This is a genomic window from Streptococcus sp. AM43-2AT (assembly GCF_003603405.1).
Lineage (GTDB): Bacteria > Bacillota > Bacilli > Lactobacillales > Streptococcaceae > Streptococcus > Streptococcus ilei.
In genome coordinates, this window is record NZ_QTND01000003.1 from 107,305 (window position 1) to 126,519 (window position 19,215).

The 19,215-nt window shown below is 44.4% G+C and carries 16 protein-coding genes and 1 pseudogene; 1 reads left to right on the forward strand and 16 read right to left on the reverse strand.

The window, feature by feature from the left end:
• Positions 1–24: 24 nt before the first annotated feature.
• The 3 genes from rplC to tgt all read right to left on the reverse strand — a co-directional run bounded on the left by rplC (position 25) and on the right by tgt (position 2,627).
• Positions 25–651 carry a 50S ribosomal protein L3 gene (gene rplC / locus DW930_RS07535; protein WP_003010846.1) on the reverse strand — a complete coding sequence of 209 codons (627 nt, stop codon included), beginning with the start codon at positions 649–651 and terminating at the stop codon, positions 25–27.
• 83 nt (positions 652–734) lie between these two features.
• Entirely contained in the window at positions 735–1,043 is a 309-nt protein-coding gene (gene rpsJ, locus DW930_RS07540) for a 30S ribosomal protein S10 (RefSeq protein ID WP_003009585.1), read from the reverse strand.
• 441 nt (positions 1,044–1,484) lie between these two features.
• A complete protein-coding gene (gene tgt, locus DW930_RS07545) occupies positions 1,485–2,627 on the reverse strand; it encodes a tRNA guanosine(34) transglycosylase Tgt (protein ID WP_023024993.1) in 1,143 nt (380 codons plus the stop codon).
• 151 nt (positions 2,628–2,778) lie between these two features.
• Between tgt and DW930_RS07550 the strand changes: the two genes are divergently transcribed.
• Positions 2,779–3,666, forward strand: a complete 888-nt coding sequence (locus tag DW930_RS07550; RefSeq protein WP_243634265.1) for a DUF975 family protein — start codon at positions 2,779–2,781, stop codon at positions 3,664–3,666.
• A 158-nt stretch (positions 3,667–3,824) separates the two neighbouring features.
• Here the strand turns inward: DW930_RS07550 and DW930_RS07555 are convergent, their stop codons facing one another.
• The 13 genes and pseudogenes from DW930_RS07555 to hisS all read right to left on the reverse strand — a co-directional run bounded on the left by DW930_RS07555 (position 3,825) and on the right by hisS (position 19,203).
• The gene (locus tag DW930_RS07555; RefSeq protein WP_123159681.1) at positions 3,825–4,265 is read right to left on the reverse strand and encodes a CoA-binding protein; all 441 of its coding nucleotides are present in this window, start codon (positions 4,263–4,265) and stop codon (positions 3,825–3,827) included.
• Positions 4,266–4,338: 73 nt separating this feature from the next.
• On the reverse strand, positions 4,339–6,984 hold the full coding sequence (gene polA, locus DW930_RS07560) for a DNA polymerase I (RefSeq protein WP_123159682.1): 2,646 nt from the start codon (positions 6,982–6,984) through the stop codon (positions 4,339–4,341).
• Positions 6,985–7,368: 384 nt separating this feature from the next.
• A pseudogene (locus tag DW930_RS07565) lies at positions 7,369–7,731 on the reverse strand (DUF1304 domain-containing protein).
• A gap of 12 nt (positions 7,732–7,743) precedes the next feature.
• Positions 7,744–8,169: a MarR family winged helix-turn-helix transcriptional regulator gene (locus tag DW930_RS07570; protein ID WP_042507491.1), complete on the reverse strand. Its 426-nt coding sequence runs from the start codon at positions 8,167–8,169 to the stop codon at positions 7,744–7,746.
• A 348-nt stretch (positions 8,170–8,517) separates the two neighbouring features.
• On the reverse strand, positions 8,518–9,141 hold the full coding sequence (locus DW930_RS07580) for an HAD-IA family hydrolase (protein WP_123159683.1): 624 nt from the start codon (positions 9,139–9,141) through the stop codon (positions 8,518–8,520).
• 5 nt (positions 9,142–9,146) lie between these two features.
• On the reverse strand, positions 9,147–10,430 hold the full coding sequence (locus DW930_RS07585) for an MATE family efflux transporter (RefSeq protein WP_123159684.1): 1,284 nt from the start codon (positions 10,428–10,430) through the stop codon (positions 9,147–9,149).
• Positions 10,431–10,490: 60 nt separating this feature from the next.
• Positions 10,491–11,975 carry a threonine synthase gene (gene thrC, locus DW930_RS07590; RefSeq protein ID WP_023024976.1) on the reverse strand — a complete coding sequence of 495 codons (1,485 nt, stop codon included), beginning with the start codon at positions 11,973–11,975 and terminating at the stop codon, positions 10,491–10,493.
• A gap of 194 nt (positions 11,976–12,169) precedes the next feature.
• On the reverse strand, positions 12,170–12,766 hold the full coding sequence (gene nrdG, locus DW930_RS07595) for an anaerobic ribonucleoside-triphosphate reductase activating protein (RefSeq protein WP_023024974.1): 597 nt from the start codon (positions 12,764–12,766) through the stop codon (positions 12,170–12,172).
• Positions 12,767–12,770: 4 nt separating this feature from the next.
• Positions 12,771–13,271 carry a GNAT family N-acetyltransferase gene (locus DW930_RS07600; RefSeq protein ID WP_023024972.1) on the reverse strand — a complete coding sequence of 167 codons (501 nt, stop codon included), beginning with the start codon at positions 13,269–13,271 and terminating at the stop codon, positions 12,771–12,773.
• A 43-nt stretch (positions 13,272–13,314) separates the two neighbouring features.
• On the reverse strand, positions 13,315–13,455 hold the full coding sequence (locus DW930_RS07605; protein ID WP_006595204.1) for a hypothetical protein: 141 nt from the start codon (positions 13,453–13,455) through the stop codon (positions 13,315–13,317).
• Positions 13,456–13,467: 12 nt separating this feature from the next.
• On the reverse strand, positions 13,468–15,678 hold the full coding sequence (gene nrdD, locus DW930_RS07610) for an anaerobic ribonucleoside-triphosphate reductase (protein ID WP_023024970.1): 2,211 nt from the start codon (positions 15,676–15,678) through the stop codon (positions 13,468–13,470).
• Positions 15,679–15,803: 125 nt separating this feature from the next.
• Complete coding sequence (locus tag DW930_RS07615; RefSeq protein WP_123159685.1) at positions 15,804–17,585, reverse strand: MFS transporter; 1,782 nt, start codon at positions 17,583–17,585, stop codon at positions 15,804–15,806.
• A 343-nt stretch (positions 17,586–17,928) separates the two neighbouring features.
• Positions 17,929–19,203 (reverse strand): histidine--tRNA ligase, encoded by a 1,275-nt coding sequence (gene hisS / locus DW930_RS07620; RefSeq protein ID WP_120701383.1) that lies wholly within the window; start codon positions 19,201–19,203, stop codon positions 17,929–17,931.
• Positions 19,204–19,215: the final 12 nt, after the last annotated feature.

Genomic DNA, 19,215 nt, shown 5'->3' on the forward strand with positions numbered 1-19,215 from the left:
TTTGACTGTATTCCCCTTTCCTTATTATTTACCAGCTTTAACTGCTGACTTGATAGTGATAAGAGATTTCTTAGCACCTGGTACGTTACCTTTAATAAGGATAACGTTCTTTTCTGGAACAACTTGTACAACTTCAAGGTTTTGAATAGTTACGCGGTCGCCACCCATACGTCCTGCAAGGTTTTTACCTTTGAATACGCGGTTAGGTGCAACAGGTCCCATAGAACCTGGACGACGGTGGTAACGAGAACCGTGAGCCATAGGTCCACGTGATTGTCCGTGGCGTTTGATAACACCTTGGAAACCTTTACCTTTAGAAGTACCAGTTACATCAACAATGTCTCCAGCTTCGAAAGTATCAACTGTGATTTCAGCACCAACTTCCAAGCCTTCAACGTTTTTGAATTCACGAATGAAGCGCTTAGGAGCCGTGTTAGCTTTTGCTACATGTCCTTTAGCAGGTTTGTTGCTCAATACTTCGCGTTTGTCATCGAAACCAACTTGGATAGCGTTGTAACCATCTGTTTCAACAGTTTTAACTTGAAGAACAACGTTTGGAGTTGCTTCAATAACTGTTACAGGGATCAATTCGCCAGCTTCAGTGAAGATTTGAGTCATTCCCACTTTTTTCCCTAAGATTCCTTTTGTCATGAGAAAATAGTTCCTTTTCTATAGTTTTTTATTCAAAAAGTTTTTAACGAGCGTTTTTTATGCTCAAGGTATCAAGCTTTAGATTAAAGTTTGATTTCTACGTTTACACCACTTGGAAGATCCAATTTCATCAAAGCGTCAACTGTTTTTTGAGTTGGGTTGATGATATCGATCAAACGTTTGTGTGTACGCATTTCGAATTGTTCGCGAGAATCTTTGTATTTGTGAGTCGCACGAATAATTGTGTAGAGGCTACGCTCAGTTGGAAGTGGGATTGGACCCGCAACTTGTGCACCTGTACGAGTAGCTGATTCTACGATTTTTGCAGCCGCTGTGTCAAGTGTACGGTGTTCGTACGCTTTCAAACGGATGCGGATTTTTTTGTTTGCCATCTTTTTCTCCTTTTCGTCTATTTAAGATAATAGGCTAGCTCCACAAGAAAACCGACGCGCGTTGCGTGGCAATGCAACCGAGCGTGTCGCAACCTCTTGCATCAAAGCTAATAGCTGTTTTTCACAGCACCATAGTAGTTTAACACAATGAAAGGCTCAATGCAAGGGATTTGAACAGATTTTTTTCGTTTTTTTAATGAAAGTGTTTTCGAAAGAAATAGAGTACTAAAAAAGTTGCTATTATATAGAAAAAAGGAGCAAGATGGAACAAATTTATATCCAAATTTGTTCTGTCTCGCTCCCTCACAGTTGATTGGGTTATCTTCGGAGCTTCATAAGCTCCAAGGATAGCAATCAACCACTGCGTCTAGCAGTTGTTTCTATTATTCTCAGATGGCTGTAGTCTTTTCTCCAGCCTTTGTTCTTTATATGTAGCTCTTCCTAGAAATTCCGACCTGATTTGTTATAGCCATATTTTTCGACGAAATGCTCACGGAACTCTAAGAGATTGTCATCCATGATCGCTTGACGGACCTGCTTCATGAGGTTGATCAAGAAATAGAGATTGTGGTAGCTAGTCAAGCGGATTCCAAAGGTCTCATCCGCCTTGAGGAGGTGGCGGAGATAGGCCCGGGTGTAATTCTTACAAGTGTAGCAATCACATTCGTGATCTAGCGGCGTAAAGTCTTCAGCAAATTGCGCATTTTTCACCACCAGGCGTCCTTGACTGGTCATGCAGGTACCATTTCGCGCAATCCGCGTTGGCAAGACACAGTCAAACATATCCACTCCACGAATTACCCCATCGATTAGACTGTCTGGAGCTCCCACTCCCATGAGGTAGCGAGGCTTGTTCTCCGGCAAGAGGGGAGTTGTAAAATCAAGCACCGCATTCATTTCTTCATGGCTTTCTCCAACAGCTAACCCACCGATAGAATATCCTGGGAAGTCCATGCTGACCAGATCACGGGCAGACTGACGGCGCAAATCTTCAAAGCCAGCCCCTTGTACAATCCCGAAAAGTCCTTGATCGTGAGGGCGACGGTGAGCCTTAAGACCACGCTCTGCCCAACGGCTGGTCCGTTCGATTGATTTTTTCACATAATCATAGGGTTGATAGAACTGAGGACATTCATCAAAGGACATCATGATGTCACTCCCTAGATTATTTTGGATGGAGATGGCCTTTTCTGGAGAGAGGAACATTTTCGAGCCGTTGAGGTGGTTTTTAAAGGTTACCCCTTCTTCAGTAATATTGCGGGTATCCGCTAGTGAATAAACCTGGAAACCTCCACTGTCTGTCAAAATTGGCTGGTCCCAGTTCATGAATTGATGCAGCCCTCCTGCTTTTGCGACCAAGTCATCCCCTGGACGAAGCCAGAGATGGTAGGTGTTGGCCAAGATAATTCCTGAACCCATTTCCTTGAGCTCTTCTGGCGATTGGGTCTTAACGGTTGCCTGAGTCCCTACAGGCATAAACATTGGGGTTGGAAAGGTCCCGTGAGGGGTAATAATTTCTCCCAAGCGGGCACCTGTATGCTTTTCTTTTTTGATCAAGCGATATTGAATCGGTGAATCTGTCATGGTTACCTCCGTACTGGGAAAGACAGTCCCAGCCTTCTTATTCCTGTCACAGGTTCTCCTGTGAGCACCTGTACGATTGTACCAAATTTTACCAGCTCTGTCACGGACTTGTGTTATAATAAAGGGTACTACTACCATGAAAGAGGACATTATGAATATCAAATTGGTTCGCGCTCAAGCCCGGCAACTGCAATTGCAACACCCTATGGTCTTCTCCTACTTCGCCTTGCCAACTTTCCTGACAATTCTTGCAAGTTACATTTTGACAGGGACAGACATCACTGAAACACTTGCTCACATGGAACTCAGAGAAGGGATGCTCTTTCTTCTAAGCCGACAGATTTTCCCTGCCATCATTGGATTTATCCTTTCTTTCCTCTATTTAGGAGCCACCTTTCGCTTTTTAATGTCTGCCTCTAGCAAGGGAGAAAAGAACTTTGCTCTCTTCACCATCTTTCAGAGCCAATATTTTACACCAGCATTTTTGACGCTATTCATTAAGCAAGTTATCCTATCTTTGTGGGGGAGTCTCCTCTATGGGAGTCAGCTCCTCTTAACAGTGGTCAGCTATCAAGTTCTCACTATCAATGAATCCCTCTCCTCTACCTCTCCCCTTAGAGCGGATACTCCAGAAGTTCAAGCGATTCTCAAGTTAGCGCCAACAATGACAACTGGGCTCTTAATGGCTCTGGTTGGCCTCCTGCTCTTCCTCCCTTTTTATTATCAGTATAGTTTGGTCGAGTTGATCCTGTATAGTCGACTGATGACAGGAACCTATGACGGTCCCATGTCTATCCTCCGTCAAAGCAAGGAAGAGATGAAAGGTTTTAAGAGCCACCGCCTTGTTCTTGATTTGAGTCTGATCGGTTGGCAACTTCTATCTTTTTTCACTTTGGGAATTGCTAATTTTTATGTCAAACCTTATGCAACCAGTTGCCAAATTGTCTTTTACCATACCCTCCTTCAAAAACGGATGCAGGCGGACAGTCGCTTTCAGCAAAAGGCGCCGGATCTACCTAAGTCTAACCCACTCGATTAACAAAGAAAACAAGAGAACCCACCTTCGATTGGAGCCATTCTCCAAAGCACTAGGTGGGTTCTTTATTCTCTAAAAGGAAATCATTCCTCATTTATTTTACCCCTTGTGTCATCTTCATCACTGGATGAAATAGACGAGGTTCTGAGATGAATCAAAGACTATTCTTCTCCCAAGACCAAACGAGTATGCTCACGTTTGATACAGCGGTTCATGACAATATCTTCTCGTCCAGCTCCACGAAGGATTTCTTCTGCTTCTTGATTTTCCAGCTCCAATTGGGCCCAGAAGATCTTGGCATCCGTCTCAATAAAATCACGCGCAACATCTGGTAAAAATTCACTGCGACGGTATATATCTACAATATCTACTGGGAAAGGAATTTCCTGCAAGCTAGCATACACCGTTTCTCCAAGGATCTGGCCTCCTGCAGCACGAGGATTGATGGGAATAATCCGATAGCCCCGCTCTTGCATCTCCTTGCTGACACGATGGCTGGTCGTATCCTCACGGTCAGATAGTCCGACTACGGCGATAATCTTGCTGGTTTCTAGGTAATGTTTGATAACGCCATCACTAGGATTGCGAAAAGAATAAGCCATATGAATCTCCTTTTTATCTATTTCTTGCTATAACAATTTGGATAGCACTAGACGTGCTTTTCCAACCTCAATCTTATTTGGCCTCATACCATGTTTTGCCTGCATTCTCATCGGCTTCCAGTGGTACCGCAAGCTCAATAGCGGATTCCATGGTCTCTTTGACGAGTTCTTTGATCGCTGCAAGTTCATTACTTGGTACTTGCAGAACGATTTCATCGTGGACCTGAAGAAGCATCTTGGTCTTGTAGGCCCCTGCTTCTAGCGCTTCATCCAAGTGGATCATAGCAATTTTCAAGATGTCTGCTGCCGATCCTTGGATTGGTGAGTTGATGGCTGTCCTTTCCGCAAATCCTCGAATATTGAAGTTGCGAGAGTTGATATCTGGAATTTCCCGACGACGCTTGAAGAGGGTTTCTACATAGCCCTTATCACGCGCTTCCCGCACCACTCTTTCCATATAATCCTTGATGCCAGGATAGCGTTCAAAGTAGGTCTCAATGTAAGCTTTAGCTTCTTTTCGACTGATCCCTAGGTTGTTAGACAGTCCAAAATCGGAAATTCCATAAACCACGCCAAAGTTTACTGCCTTGGCATTGCGACGGTCATTTGCTGTCACATCTTCTGGTTTTTCAATATTGAAGACCCGCATAGCGGTTGATGTATGGATATCTGCCCCATGCTGAAAGGCATCAATCAAATGCTCATCTCCTGAAATATGGGCCAAGACGCGCAATTCGATTTGTGAATAGTCCGAGCTGAGCAAGACACTGTTTTCGTCTTCTGGAACAAAAGCCTTACGAATAAGACGACCTTGTTCCAAACGGACAGGGATGTTTTGCAGGTTGGGATCCACACTAGACAAACGGCCTGTCTGCGTCAAATCCTGTACATAGCGGGTGTGGATTTTCCCATCTTCCAAAATCCAGTCTTGAAGCCCGATGACATAGGTCGACTGAATCTTAGCAATCTGGCGGTATTCGAGAATCTTAGACACAATCGGTGCAATTGGAGCCAGGCGTTCCAAGACATCAACAGCAGTCGAATAACCAGTTTTGGTCTTTTTGGTATATTCAAGAGGGAGTTCTAATTTTTCAAAGAGGATGACCCCCAATTGTTTTGGAGAATTGATATTGAACTCTTCTCCTGCTAACTCGTAGATTTCTTGGGTCAAGCGCTCCAAGACTGCTTCGTTTTCCACCTGCATGTTTTGGAGGGTTTGGCGTTCTACCTTGATCCCCGCGATTTCCATCTTGGCCAAAACAGCTGCTAGTGGTTGCTCCATATCATAGAGCAAATCTAGTTGGTCATGGGCTTGCAACTGCTCCATCATGGGCTCTTCCGTATCTAGTAGAACAGCGACTTTTCGTGCCAAATGCTCTAATAAGACCGCCTTTTCTGGAATGGCTTTTTTGGCCCCCTTGCCATAAACAACTTCGTCGATCGGTAGCGCAATCTGGCTATAGAGGCTCGCAATCGTTGAAATTTCATTGTCCTCTACGGTCGATAAGAGATACTTGGCCAACCGACTATCAAAAGCCGGCTTTTGCAGGGTAATGCCCAAGTGGCTGAGCAAGACCTTGGCCCGCTTGAAGTCATAGACCTTAAGAGGCGTTTTTTCAAGAAATTCTTTAAAAATTGGTGTTTGTAAAAGACTACTGTCTGTGCTAGCGTAGAGCTGACCTTTTGTCCCCCATGCAAAACCAATGATGGGTTCTGTATGGTAATTGTCTCCAAAGATCTCAAAATGGAAGAAACTATCTTCTGTGAGCATATCCGAGGTGACCTGCTCCACCTCCGTGTAGTTAATGGCTACGGGAGCAGCTTCTTCTCCGCCTAAATCCAAGGCCTGACGAAGTTGCTTGAAGCCCATCTCCTCATAAAACTTAGCCAGATTTTCAAGATGGGGACCTGTATAGGTGATATCGTCCAGGCCAATCTCAATAGGTGCATTGGTATCGATGGTCGCAAGGGTCTTGGACAGGTAAGCCTGCTCCTTGTCGTTGATGAGATTTTCCTTCATTTTAGAAGGCTTCATCTCGTCAATATGCTCGTAAATGCCATCAAGAGACCCGTACTCTAGGAGTAGTTTGATCCCGGTCTTTTCTCCAATCTTGGTAACACCTGGGATATTATCCGACTTATCTCCCATCAAGGCCTTGAGGTCGATAAATTGCTCTGGTGTCAATCCCATCTTTTCTTTCAGATAGGCTGGAGTGAATTCTTCAAACTCTGCCACTCCTTTTTTAGAGATTTCAACGACCGTATTGTCATCCGTTAGCTGGATCAAGTCCTTGTCCCCAGAGACAATAGTGACTTCAAAGGGTACCGAGGTAGCTTCTGCCATCTTATCTAGCGTTCCAATAATGTCATCCGCTTCATACTGGGCCAGCTCATAATGGCGAATTCCCAGATGGTCTAATTGCTCGCGAATGAAAGGGAACTGCTCGCGGAATTCATCTGGTGTCTTTGCCCGCCCGCCCTTGTAGTCGGCATACATCTCCGTCCGGAAGGTGGTCTTTCCTGCATCAAAGGCGACGAGAACATGGGTTGGTTGGATGCGCTCCAAGAGATGGCTCAACATGAGATTAAAGCCATAGACCGCATTGGTATGCAACCCATTGGCATTTTTAAAGCGATCGATTTGATTATAAAGTGCGAAAAAGGCACGAAAAGCGACGGAAGAGCCGTCGATGAGTAGTAATTTATTCTTTTTTTCCATAGGCCTATTATACCACGAATCACAAGGTCTCTGGTACATAAAAACTCTACCCTTTCGGGTAGAGTCTTCTTTAGGAGTTTCTTATGAAAAATGAGGAGAAGCGTCTACTCACCGTAACAAGAACCTTGTTGTGGCATTTTCTTAAAACGTTTTGGATAATTTACTGAGATTTTCATTTTCTGTACCTCATTTCTTATTGGATGAGTACAGTATACAAGAGAAACCTAAACGATTTCTTATAGAAAGCTTCAAGAAAACTAAAAGTTGAGTGCGGAAGGCGTGGTTGGTGTTTCCTGCAGACCGGTAGCTGAAGATGAAGTCTTTATCATCGTAGACCCAAGAGAAGGAATGAAAAAACTCTCTCACTTCCGAAAAAGTTGACAGTTAACCAAGCAGAAGAAAGCTGGCTAAGGCGACTATCGCTGGCCCACCCTGAGTCAAGATAATTTTTTTATTAGAAGTCACAGCACCATAAGCTGCTACACCAATAATAAAGAACAGAAAGATCGCGACAATTTCACTATTTTTAGCTATAAAGAGGCCATAGAGGAGAAAGACACCAATCAGAGCATTATAAATGCCTTGGTTTTTGAAGAGGACCGTCACAGATGGACGAGTCAATTCTTCCTAATCCATATTAAAGACACGGCTAGTCGATGCCGAGTGGGTTGCCACACTCTCTAGATAAAAAATATAAAAATGTTCGAAAGCAGCAAAGCTTGCAAAAACAATGGTTAAAACAGACATATCATTCTCCTTTTAAAGTGTCATTTGTTCGAGGCCAGATACCAACTTTTCGAGTAAGTCATTCAACTGATTCCGCTCTTGTTCAGAGAGAATCTGATCCATCTGGGTTTTTACCTGTAGATGATGCGCTGGAGGATGGACCAACAACCGATCTCTGGCAAGCTCCTTCAGTTCCACCACAACCTCTCGTTGATTTTCTGGATTGCGACTACGAGTAACATAGCCCCCAGCCTCTAAGACCTTGAAGTGGCGGGTTAAGGCTGCAGGGTCAATCGCTAGTTTCTCCTGAAGGGCCGCTTGGCTACACGGAGCTTCTGCTAATAAGAACTGAAGCATCTGATAACGGGTCAGACTAATTCCCAATTGCTTTTCAAATAATTGGGTCGAAGACTGATCAGCTAGCTTCAACCGATAAAGCAAATCATGCATTTCTGCCATTCCTTCTCTCCGATCTATTTGTTGATTTATCAATAATTGACTTGTCAAGTATATCATTTAAAAAAAGTCGAGGCAAGAAATTTGCTCCCCTCAAACGAAATTATCTCTTCCTAATAAGAACAAAGTAAAAGACCACCGGATTTGGTGGCCTTTTAGGGAGATTATTATGAAAAAGAAAAGTTTTAGGATTTCATAAACAAAGTTAGGAGGTCTTTGTTTATGGTTTTATTATATCGGATTTATCTTAAAGATTTCTTAAGGAATTGTTTCATTTTCAAAACAAATTGTTTACGGATTCTTTTCATAGCGCTATTTCAGCAACAAAGATGTCTTGCTTTGTTAAATAAGTTAACTTTTTTCTTGTTTAAAATAGAGACGAATCTCATCCAAACGATGAATCGTATGATTCACATCCGGTTTGTAATCCAAAAAATTAATACTCCCGATTCCTGCATTGTCTGCCAAATCAACATCCAAGGTTCGATCACCAATATAATACGTTTCATTCCGATCCAGCTGGTACTTGTCCACTAGGTAATCGACTCCTTCTGGATCTGGCTTTCTCCTAAAGCCATTGTCTGTTGTAACGACCTCTTGGAAATAGGATAGAATCCCTAAATCTTCCAGAATTGGGTAGGCGTTCTTCCCCTTGTGGGTATAGACGAATTGAACAATCCCTTCCTCTTTCGCCCAAGCTAAAATGTCTCTAGCTCCTGGCATTAGATGGACCTGGGCATTTTTCTCACGCAGACTAGAAGCGCGATAGCGATTCATCTCTTCTGCATCCAAGTCATGTTCTCTAGCCACTTCTTCAAGAAGAGCTTGGACAGACTGATTGAGAATAAAGGCATAGACCGCTTCCCGGTCAAAGTCTATAGAGTAATGGGCATAAGTTTCAGCAATTCCATCCAAAATAGCTTCATAAGAGTCTAAAAGCGTCCCATCCAAATCCCAAATAAAAGCTCGTGTCATAGGTCTTATTCCTTCCATTTTCGATGATAGAGTGTTTTTAAGAAAAACCAGCGAAATCCATTGTCCAAGAGGGTACCTGCCCAAATACCTGGTAAGCCCCATCCAAGGACAACCCCCATCAGATAACCAGAGCCAATCCGTATCACCCACATACCGATCGTGGTTGCATAAAAAGGAAGGCGGGCATTCCCCAGACCTTGCCAAACTGCCGTATAGATGACGGTCCCAGCTGTCAAAGGTGTCCCGAGTAAGGAAAACAAAATGACAGACAAGGAGGCAGCAAGGGCCCCTGGATCCATGGTGTAAAGGGCTGTTAAAGGACTTCCAAATAAGAAGATAGTCAGGGCGAGAGGAAACATGGAGAGAAAGGAGAGCCAGAAACTGCGATTGGTGATTTGCTTGATACCTTGCCAATCATTCTGTCCCAAACTTTTGGCGACCAACATGACTGTCGCTGTCGCAATCCCAAAAGCCGGCATATAGTTGAACTGGGTTAAGACTTCCCCAATGGCATTCCCAGCTACCGCTCTGGTCCCAAAAACAGCCACCATGGCAATAATAACAATATCCCCTGCTCGCATCATGAGGCGTTCACCAGCAGCAGGCAAGGCAAGGGAGAGCAAGTCTCGATCCAAGCCCCAACGAAAAGGAGCCAAGGGAAGTTGAACTTGACGCCAGAGCAAGTAGCTCCCTAACAGGCGAGAGAGAACCGTTCCTAAGGCAGCCCCAGTGATGCCCAGCCTAAAAACAAACATCAAGATGCCAGATAACAAAGCATTCAGCACATTGGTCAACAAACTGACATACATAGGTGTCCGCGGGTTGTGGGCCACACGGACTAGGGCTCCAAAAGTTGTCATGAGGCCCAAAAACAGGATGCTCCCTCCAACTAGGGCTAGATAGAGGCCCCCAGCTGCTGCAACCGCTGTTTCAACCCCCAAGAGGGCAATCAATTCCTTGCCAAAGCAGAGGGATAAAGCCCCTAAAACAAGACTTAATAAGACTGTTACTTTGATAGATTCAGTAGCTTGATGAGCTATGGCCTTCTGATCTTTTTGCCCCATACTTTTGGACAAGAGGCTCACGACCGCTGCTCCAAGGGCGATAAAAATAGCTTGGTAAATCGTGATGATATTACCTGCAACGGATACACCCGATACGGCTACTAAACCCAACTGAGCGACCAAGTAGCTATCTACCATCCCCATGAGCATTTGGAGAAAATTTTCTCCGATGGCTGGAAGGGCAATCCTTAAAACTTGTCGATCTACTTGTTGTTGACGAGACACACTTTCCTCCTGATGAAAAGAAACTCAGTTAGTTTCCCAACCGAGTTTACTTCCTCTCTTTTAAAGTCCTAGATAAGTTTCTACTGCAGACTGCATCTCTGCTGCTGCAACCGTTGTCTTGTGACGAACTGGAGCTGTTTCAAGACCATCCACTGCTGGTGGCAAGGCAACACCTGAAATCTCATGCAACTGTGCCAAGGCTTCAAAGTCGCTAAGTCCTGATTTTCCAGTTACAGCTTCTACTGCAACTACTGGGAACTTGTACGGACTAGCAGTTGATGCAATCACGGTCTTAGCCGCATCGCCTGTCGCTTCTTGGTATTTTTTAAATACGGCTGAGGCAACTGCTGTATGAGGATCCTCAATATAAGAATCTGATTCGTAAACACGTTTGATTTCTGCAGCTGTTTCTGCTTCAGTCGCATATTCAGCTGCAAAGAGATCAAAAATTTCTGCATCAAAATCAGTCAACTCATACTGACCTTGGGTGTTCAAGGCACTCATAAGTTCAGCTGTCTTAACTGCATCATTCCCCAAAAGATGGAAAATCAAGCGCTCCAAGTTTGAAGAGACTAAGATATCCATAGATGGGCTGGTAGTTACCTTAAACTCACGCTTCTTGTCATAGACACGAGTTTTAAAGAAGTCTGTCAAGACATTGTTATCATTTGAAGCACAGATCAACTTGCCAACTGGTAGGCCGATTTGTTTAGCATAAAAGGCAGCCAAGATATTACCGAAGTTTCCTGTCGGTACGGTGAAGTTAACCTTGTCACCAGCCTTAATCTCACCAGTTTTAACAAGCTGAGCGTAGGCATAAACATAATAGACAATCTGTGGGACCAAACGACCGATATTCATAGAGTTAGCTGATGAGAACTGAAGCTTGTTAGCTGCCAATTTCTCACGAAGGGCTACATCATTGAACATGTGTTTCACATTGGTCTGGGCATCGTCAAAGTTTCCATCAATAGCGATCACATGGGTATTGTCCCCAGTTTGTGTGGTCATTTGCAACTCTTGTACCTTGCTGACACCGTCCTTTGGATAAAAGACGATAATCTCAGTACCTGGAACATCCGCAAAACCTGCCATAGCAGCTTTTCCAGTATCTCCAGATGTCGCTGTCAAGATGACAATCTTGTTTTCCAAGCCGTGCTTCTTGGCAGCAGTTGTCATAAAGTATGGCAAGATAGACAAGGCCATATCTTTAAAGGCGATGGTTGAACCGTGGAACAATTCCAAGTTGTACTGGCCATCCAGCTTAACAAGAGGGGCAATAGCTGGTGTATCAAACTTGCTGTCATAGGCATTGGTGATACAGTAGTCTAACTCTTCTGCTGTAAAGTCATCCAAGAAGGCTGACAAGACCAGTTTCGCAACTTCTTGGTAAGAAGCGTCTTTTAATATGTCAAAGTCCAAGTCCACCTTTGGATAGCTCACTGGAGTGAACAAGCCACCATCAGTAGCCAAACCTTGCAAAATCGCCTGGCTGGCTGTAACAGTATTTTTCGCATCACGCGTTGATTGATAAACTAATGTCATGTAAATTTCCTCATTCTGTTCCTTCACTGTACGGGCTAGACTGTTCTAGCTTTTGTACAATCTATTCCATTATACCATGAATTCTTCTGAATTTTATCAGTGAGAATGAAATTGTCTGAAAAAGAGCTCCCTTCTTGCAAACTGAAAATCAACGAAAACCTCTCTTCATCGATTTATCTGCCCCCCGACTCTCGCTACTCTCTTTTCACTTGTTCATAGGATTCCTTGCCATCATTGAGCTTGTCCCAGATGACGACTTTTCCTTCTTTGAGGGACTGTTGGACATCGATGATCCGCTGGTTAGAAGAGCCTCGGAACTGCAACATCAGGTTGCGCTTGCTCTTATCATAGCGACCATCCACCAGAATATCAATCAGAGAAAGTAGCTCCAGTTTGTCCGGTGTCTCCAGCATCATTTCTTCCCAGGTGTAACCGGTCCAAGACCAGATATCTTTGTCAGGGAGTTCTCTTTTCACCCGCTTGACCAAGGGCAGCAGGATGCCAGTGTTGAGAAAAGGTTCACCCCCAAGCAGGGTCAAGCCCTGAACATAGGGTTGGGCCAAATCCTCCATGATCTGCTCTTCCAACTCTTTGGTGTAGGGAATTCCTGCATTGAAAGACCAGGTGGCTACATTGTAACAGCCCTCGCAGTGAAACATGCATCCTGCCACATAAATGGAGTTGCGCACGCCTTCGCCATCGACAAAGTTAAAGGCCTTGTAATCGATAATCCGACCTTGACTCAGTTCCTCGCTTTTCCATTCGCCTGGTTTTGGTGTATTCCATGTCATCCTTCTACTCCACCTCTATCCAATAACGCTCCGTTCCATTTCGAACATCCTCCAACTGGCCACCGTTAGCTAAGATAACAGCTCGACTAGCCGGATTGTCAATACTGCAGGTCACCAGAGCAAGATGGATGTTCTTCTCCTTAGCTACTTGAAGACCTTGACGGAGAGCTTCCTTGGCATAGCCCTTGCCCTGTTCAGAGGGACGGATGGAATAACCAATATGCCCACCCTCCTCTAGGAGATAGTCACTCAGACGCAATCGGAGGTTGAGAAAGCCAACCGCTTGACCGTCTCTAGCAAAAGCGACTAACTGAACAGCAGGCACCCAACCATCAGGGATCCCTAGCCCCATTTCCATATCACGGTTGCTTTTCAACCAGTCTTCATAAACAAAAGCTTCAGCATCCCAAAATCCACCGTCATGGGCTGATTGGGTCTCTTCAAACTCTGTCATCATGTCTAATACAGTTTCTTTATCTGCTAGAGTTGGTCTGCGTAATTCCATCTTTACCTCCCCATACGAGAAAAGCGAGAGCAAACTCTCACTTTTATTTTTTCTTAGCTTTCTTTAAAAATTGCTCTCTCAGGCTGGCTACCCGGTCTTTTTTATTGATTCCGCCTGTCGAATGTTTTTCGTGGAATCGTTGTACCTGAGCCTTGCCCTTATCGTCTAATTGGTATTTTCCCATAATCTTCCTTTTCTAATCTTTCACTTGGTGTCCAGCTGATTTGATAGTAGACCCGTTCATGTGTTTAACCCGCGCAGCGATTTCCTTATGGCGGCCATTGACCATGGGGCGAGCTTGAGGATTTCCTAGATAGCCACAGGTCCGTTTGACGACATCCACTGTCTTGGGGTCACTATTGCCACAGTTTGGGCAAGTAAAACCACGTTCGGTTGGCGCGAAGTCCCCTTCGAAATCACACTTGTAGCAACGGTCGATTGGCGTATTGGTTCCGAGATAACCGACCCTGTCATAGGCATAATCCCAAACCGCTTCAAGGGCTTTTGGATTTTGTTGGAGAACTGGGTACTCACAATAGTGGATAAAGCCACCCGTCGCTCCAGCTTCTGGATAGACTTTTTCAAAGTCCAATTTCTCAAACGGGGTTGGGTTCTTGCGGACATCGTAGTGGAAACTATTGGTGTAATATTCCTTGTCTGTGATATCCGGAACCTTCCCAAATTTCTCCGTGTCCAAGCGACAGAAGCGGTCTGTCAAGCTTTCTGACGGTGTCGAATAGATGGAGAAGTGGTAGTCATACTGATCGGACCATTCTTCGACCCGTTTCTTCATATCCTTAATAATCTCGATTGTAAATTGTTTGGCTTCTGGATTTTCTTCCCAATTAGGCCCATAAAAGACCGTCGCCACTTCATACAATCCAATATAGCCGAGTGAAATCGTCGCTCTACGGTTGCGGAAAAGTTGGTCTACCTGGTCGTATTTGCCCAAGCGTTTCCCAAAAGCGCCATATTGATAAAGAATCGGTGCATTAGCTGGGGTTGCTTCCTTGGTCCGCTCTACCCGATAGACCAAAGCATCTTCCGCGATGTTCATCCGCTCATTAAAGATTTCCCAGAACTTTTCCTTGTCTCCGCCAGATTCCAAGGCAATCCGGGGCAAATTAACCGTCACAACTCCCAGATTCATCCGGCCAGAATTGACTTCGACACCATTTTCATCCTTCCACCCTTGAAGGAAAGAACGACAGCCCATGGGTACCTTGAAGGAGCCCGTCAATTCGACAATCTTATCATATGAGAGGACATCCGGATACATGCGTTTGGTTGCACATTCCAAGGCCAACTGTTTGATGTCATAATTGGGACTCCCCGGCTCTAAGTTGAGGCCTCTCTTCAAGGTGAAAATCAACTTCGGAAAAATAGCGGTCCGGTGTTCTGAACCGAGTCCCTTAATTCGAATTTCCAGAATGGCCTTTTGAATTTCCCGTTCGAAACGATTGGTTCCGAGACCGAAGCCTAGCGAGGTGAAGGGAGTTTGTCCATTGGAGGTAAAGAGGGTATTGATCTCGTATTCCAGCGATTGCATGGCATCATAGATATCTTTTTTCGTTTTTTGCCAAGCATAGTCCTCGCGTTTTTCAGGGAGAACCCACTCCTCAGCATCCTTCAAGTGCTTCTTATAATTCTTTTCTGCATAAGGGGCCAAAACTTCATCGATCCGGTCTGCCGAGCAACCACCATACTGGCTAGAGGCCACATTGGCAATAATTTGCGAGATTTGAGCCGTTGCAGTTTGGATGGATTTAGGACTTTCTACTTCTGCATTCCCAATCTTAAAGCCATTCTTTAACATACCTTCAAAATCGATCAAGCAACAGTTAGTCATTGGAGTATAAGGGCTATAATCCAAATCATGGTAGTGGATATCCCCTTTTTGGTGGGCATTGGCCACGTGCTTGGGTAACATTTTGAGACCAATAGATTTTCCGACAATCCCCGCAGTCAGATCACGCTGGGTGTTGAAAACATCGCTGTCCTTATTGGCGTTTTCATTCACCACTGCTTGGTCCTTATTGAGGAGTTTGCCGATGGTAAAATTGATATCCGTCGCTTTTGAGCGCTCAAAATCCCGCTGGGTCCGATAAGTAATATAGCTCTCAGCAATCGCATACTCATTGGCTTGTAATAACTCGTGCTCGACGACATTTTGAATCTCGTAAATTTTCACGCCACGAGGGAAGCGTTCCAAAACTTCAGCCACGATCCGGTCTGTTACGGTTTCTAATTTCGCTTCCAGGGCCGGAGTGAGGCCTGTCACTTCTTCTGTCGCCTTGACCAAAGCACGGTAAATTTTATCGACATCAAACTTGACCTTCCGCCCATCTCTCTTTTCCACAAAGAGTTGGGGGAGACTTTGGATATGCTCTTCTCGTAACGTTATCATACTCTCGCCCACTTTCTTTTTAATACAAATAGAATTCACCCCATATTATATCACTCAAAAATAAAAAATCAATATCTTGTGGCAAAAAATGTTATTTCATTTCAAAACCACAAGATATTGATAGTCTATTTATATCGGTACAAGGTGTACTGCGAACCCTTCTGGTTCACTTTTTCGTAATTTTTGGTTAGAACTTTTTGCAGAGCAGACGTTACATCTAGGTCTTTATTGACCACAATAAACTTCGGCTTAGCTTGCTTAATCTGATTGATTAGATTGGTTCGATTTTCCTTCGGCCCCATATAGGCAGTTGGGGTTAGGAGGGCTGAAGCTGCTAAACGGCCACTTTCTTGATAGAGATGAGCCGTCTGATCCCAAGCATAGATCGTATCTTTAGAATCGCTATGACTCTTGATATACTGAGCGATTGCACTTCGGTCACTAGCTAGATTGCTTTGGAGAACCAATTGATTCACAACTGGATAGCCCACTAAATAAGCCATTGCCAAAATCGGTAGGAAGGCTTGACTGGAGAAATAAAGGTCCCAGATAGAATTATTCTTCATCTTCCGGCGCTGGTAAGTAGACTCATCCCCGGCAAACCAAAGGGCTAACAAGGGGAGACCAAAAGGTAACAGGCTAAGGAACTGATAGGCCCCTTGCTCTGGTGTCCCAACCACAACTGCAACAACTAGCAGAAGACCGAACCAACTCATAAACCGAATCACACGTTGACCACTTGTCGACACTTTTCGGAAGGACATGACGAAAGCTGAAGCGAAACCAAGCGTCAACAGCAATAAACAGTAATAAACTAGGTTGGCAAATAGATGCCCGGCATCAAACTGGAGGGAGCGGAGACTATACAAGGTCTGATGGATCGCATACCCAAATGAGCCGTTCCACACAGTAATGTAGCCCAAGGGATAGAAAACAAGAGAGAATCCCAAGAGGGCAGCAAGGAATTGATAGAAGCCGTGGGCTAATTTCTTTTGCTTCACATGATAGGCTGTCAATCCGAGAAAAGCAAGCAGATAAAAAATCACACTCAGCCATGGCACAATCATAAAGGCCAAACAGGCTCCTGCACCATAGGCGACAAAGGATTCGTCCGTTTTCTCACCTTCTAGATAAGCAAGGATGAAATTCATAGAGCCAAACAAGAAGGGAAGGGCATAAAAGACAGCATAGTTCCCACCAAAGCCAAGCACTCCAGCAAGAAGGTAGAAGAGTAGCTGAACTTGTCCTGCAATTTTTTCACTTGCAACCAAGCTTCTGACCATCCGATACAGGCTCGTCCCAGCAAAAAAGTAGGCTAAAATCTGGAAGGCCACCAAGAGAACTTGACCTCCTACCAAACTTCCTAAACCACTGAGCCCATAGTAGAGCAAACCATTGACCCCAAAGAAATGACCATAAGGAACTTGACCTTGAGAAATCGCCCAACCGGCATATAAGTCCTGGGTTTGTTGGTTAGTCGCAACTAAGTTGATAAAAGGAAGAGCTACATGGACCATCCCAAGTAGGACACTTAAAGCAATTGGTAGTGACAAGGGAACTGGTCGCTTAATGGCATAGCGCCCCAAGGGCTTTTCATCTTCTTGGTTTTCTAACGACTCTTCTACATCCTCTTGGTCTCTTGACCTCGCTTCAAGCTTCTCTTTACGACTATGACCAGATCGTGATAAACGACTTAGAGTTTCGGTCGAAGCTTCTGTTTCGACCCCTTCTCCATTAACCTGTCTCTCTTCCTGGTTCTGATCTGATTCCACCGGTTGACTAGCAGTCAAAACTTCTTCTTCCCGGCTAATCGATTGCTCCAATACCTTTCGTAGCTCTTGAGTATCTTGAAAATTGGACCCGACACTTAAGCCAAGTTTATGCGATTCTTTTTCTTTTTCACTCATACCTTGTTTTTTCCTTTACTAGAATTGCAAGTGCTAAAGGGCACATGCATGCCCTACTAGTATATCAAAAATGGACCCAGCTGTCAGCTTTCTCCACAAAGAGAAAATAGATGACACACAAAAAGACAGACTTTTTTTCACTTAAAATAGCTAGATAATTGTTCAAAAAAATGACTCCTATTACTTTGAGTCATCTAAGAATCTCTGAAACTTTCCGCCGTGAGAAAAATGCTTGAAACAGTGGTGTCTCAAGCATTCGGGAGTTTTGAACCTAAGGAAAGATTCTAAGAATTCTTTTTCTTCAATCTGAGACCGATACCTTCTCGGCATCCGTCTTTTCTTTTTAAAGTTGATTCAAGATAGTCTGAAAATCGTTTTTTACTTCTTCGATGGAAGTGGTCACTTCCTGACGAGTCTGGTTATTTTTGACGGTGATTTGGCCACTTTCAACCTCGCTACCACCTAAGGCAATGATGGTTTTTGCCCCAAAGACGTCAGCTGACTTGAACTGAGCCTTCAACTTACGTCCTAGGTAATCACGTTCTGCGATAAAGCCTTGACGACGAAGAGCCTGAACCAATTCCAAGCTGGCCACTTCTGCTTCTGAACCCAGGACAGCTACATAGACATCTAACGATGCCTCTACAGGAAGTTCAACTCCTTGTTTATCAAGAACCAACAACAGACGTTCAAGTCCCATCCCGAAACCGAATCCTGGAGTGGCTGGTCCACCAAAATATTCTACCAAGCCATCGTAACGACCTCCCGCACAAACGGTCAATTCATTTCCATCTACTTCTGTCACGAATTCGAAAATGGTGTGGTTGTAGTAGTCTAGGCCACGAACCATATTGGTATCGATGACATAGTCAATTCCTAGTCCATCTAGCATAGCCCGCACGGCATCAAAGTGTGCCTGGCTTTCTTCGTCCAAGTAGTCTAGGATAGATGGAGCATTCTCAACCGCTTGTTTATCTTCTTTTTCTTTTGAATCCAAAACGCGGAGCGGATTTTCCTCTAAACGGCGTTGGCTATCCTTTGAAAGTTGGTCCTTCATCGGAAGGAGGTAGTCGATCAAAGCTTGACGATAAGCCGTCCGACTGGCTGTGCTACCAAGGGTATTCAAGTGGAGGACGACATTTTCAATGCCAATCTCTTTGAAGAATTGGTCAGCCATGGCAATTGTCTCGACATCCGTTGCAGGATTGCTAGATCCAAAACACTCTACTCCAATCTGGTGGAATTGACGCAAACGGCCAGCTTGAGGGCGCTCATAGCGGAACATGGGACCGATATAATAGACCTTGCTTGGCTTTTGAACCTCTGGTGCAAATAGTTTATTTTCAACATAGGAGCGGACCACCGGTGCTGTCCCTTCTGGACGCAAAGTAATGTGACGATCTCCCTTATCATAGAAGTCGTACATCTCCTTGGTCACGATATCCGTTGTATCCCCAACAGAACGACTAATTACCTCGTAATGCTCAAATATCGGTGTACGGATCTCAGCATAATTGTATTTTTTAAAGGTTTCGCGAGCAAATCCTTCTACATATTGCCACTTAGCGGACTCCTGTGGCAGGATATCTTGGGTTCCTTTTGGTTTTTGTAATTTCATAGACACCACTCC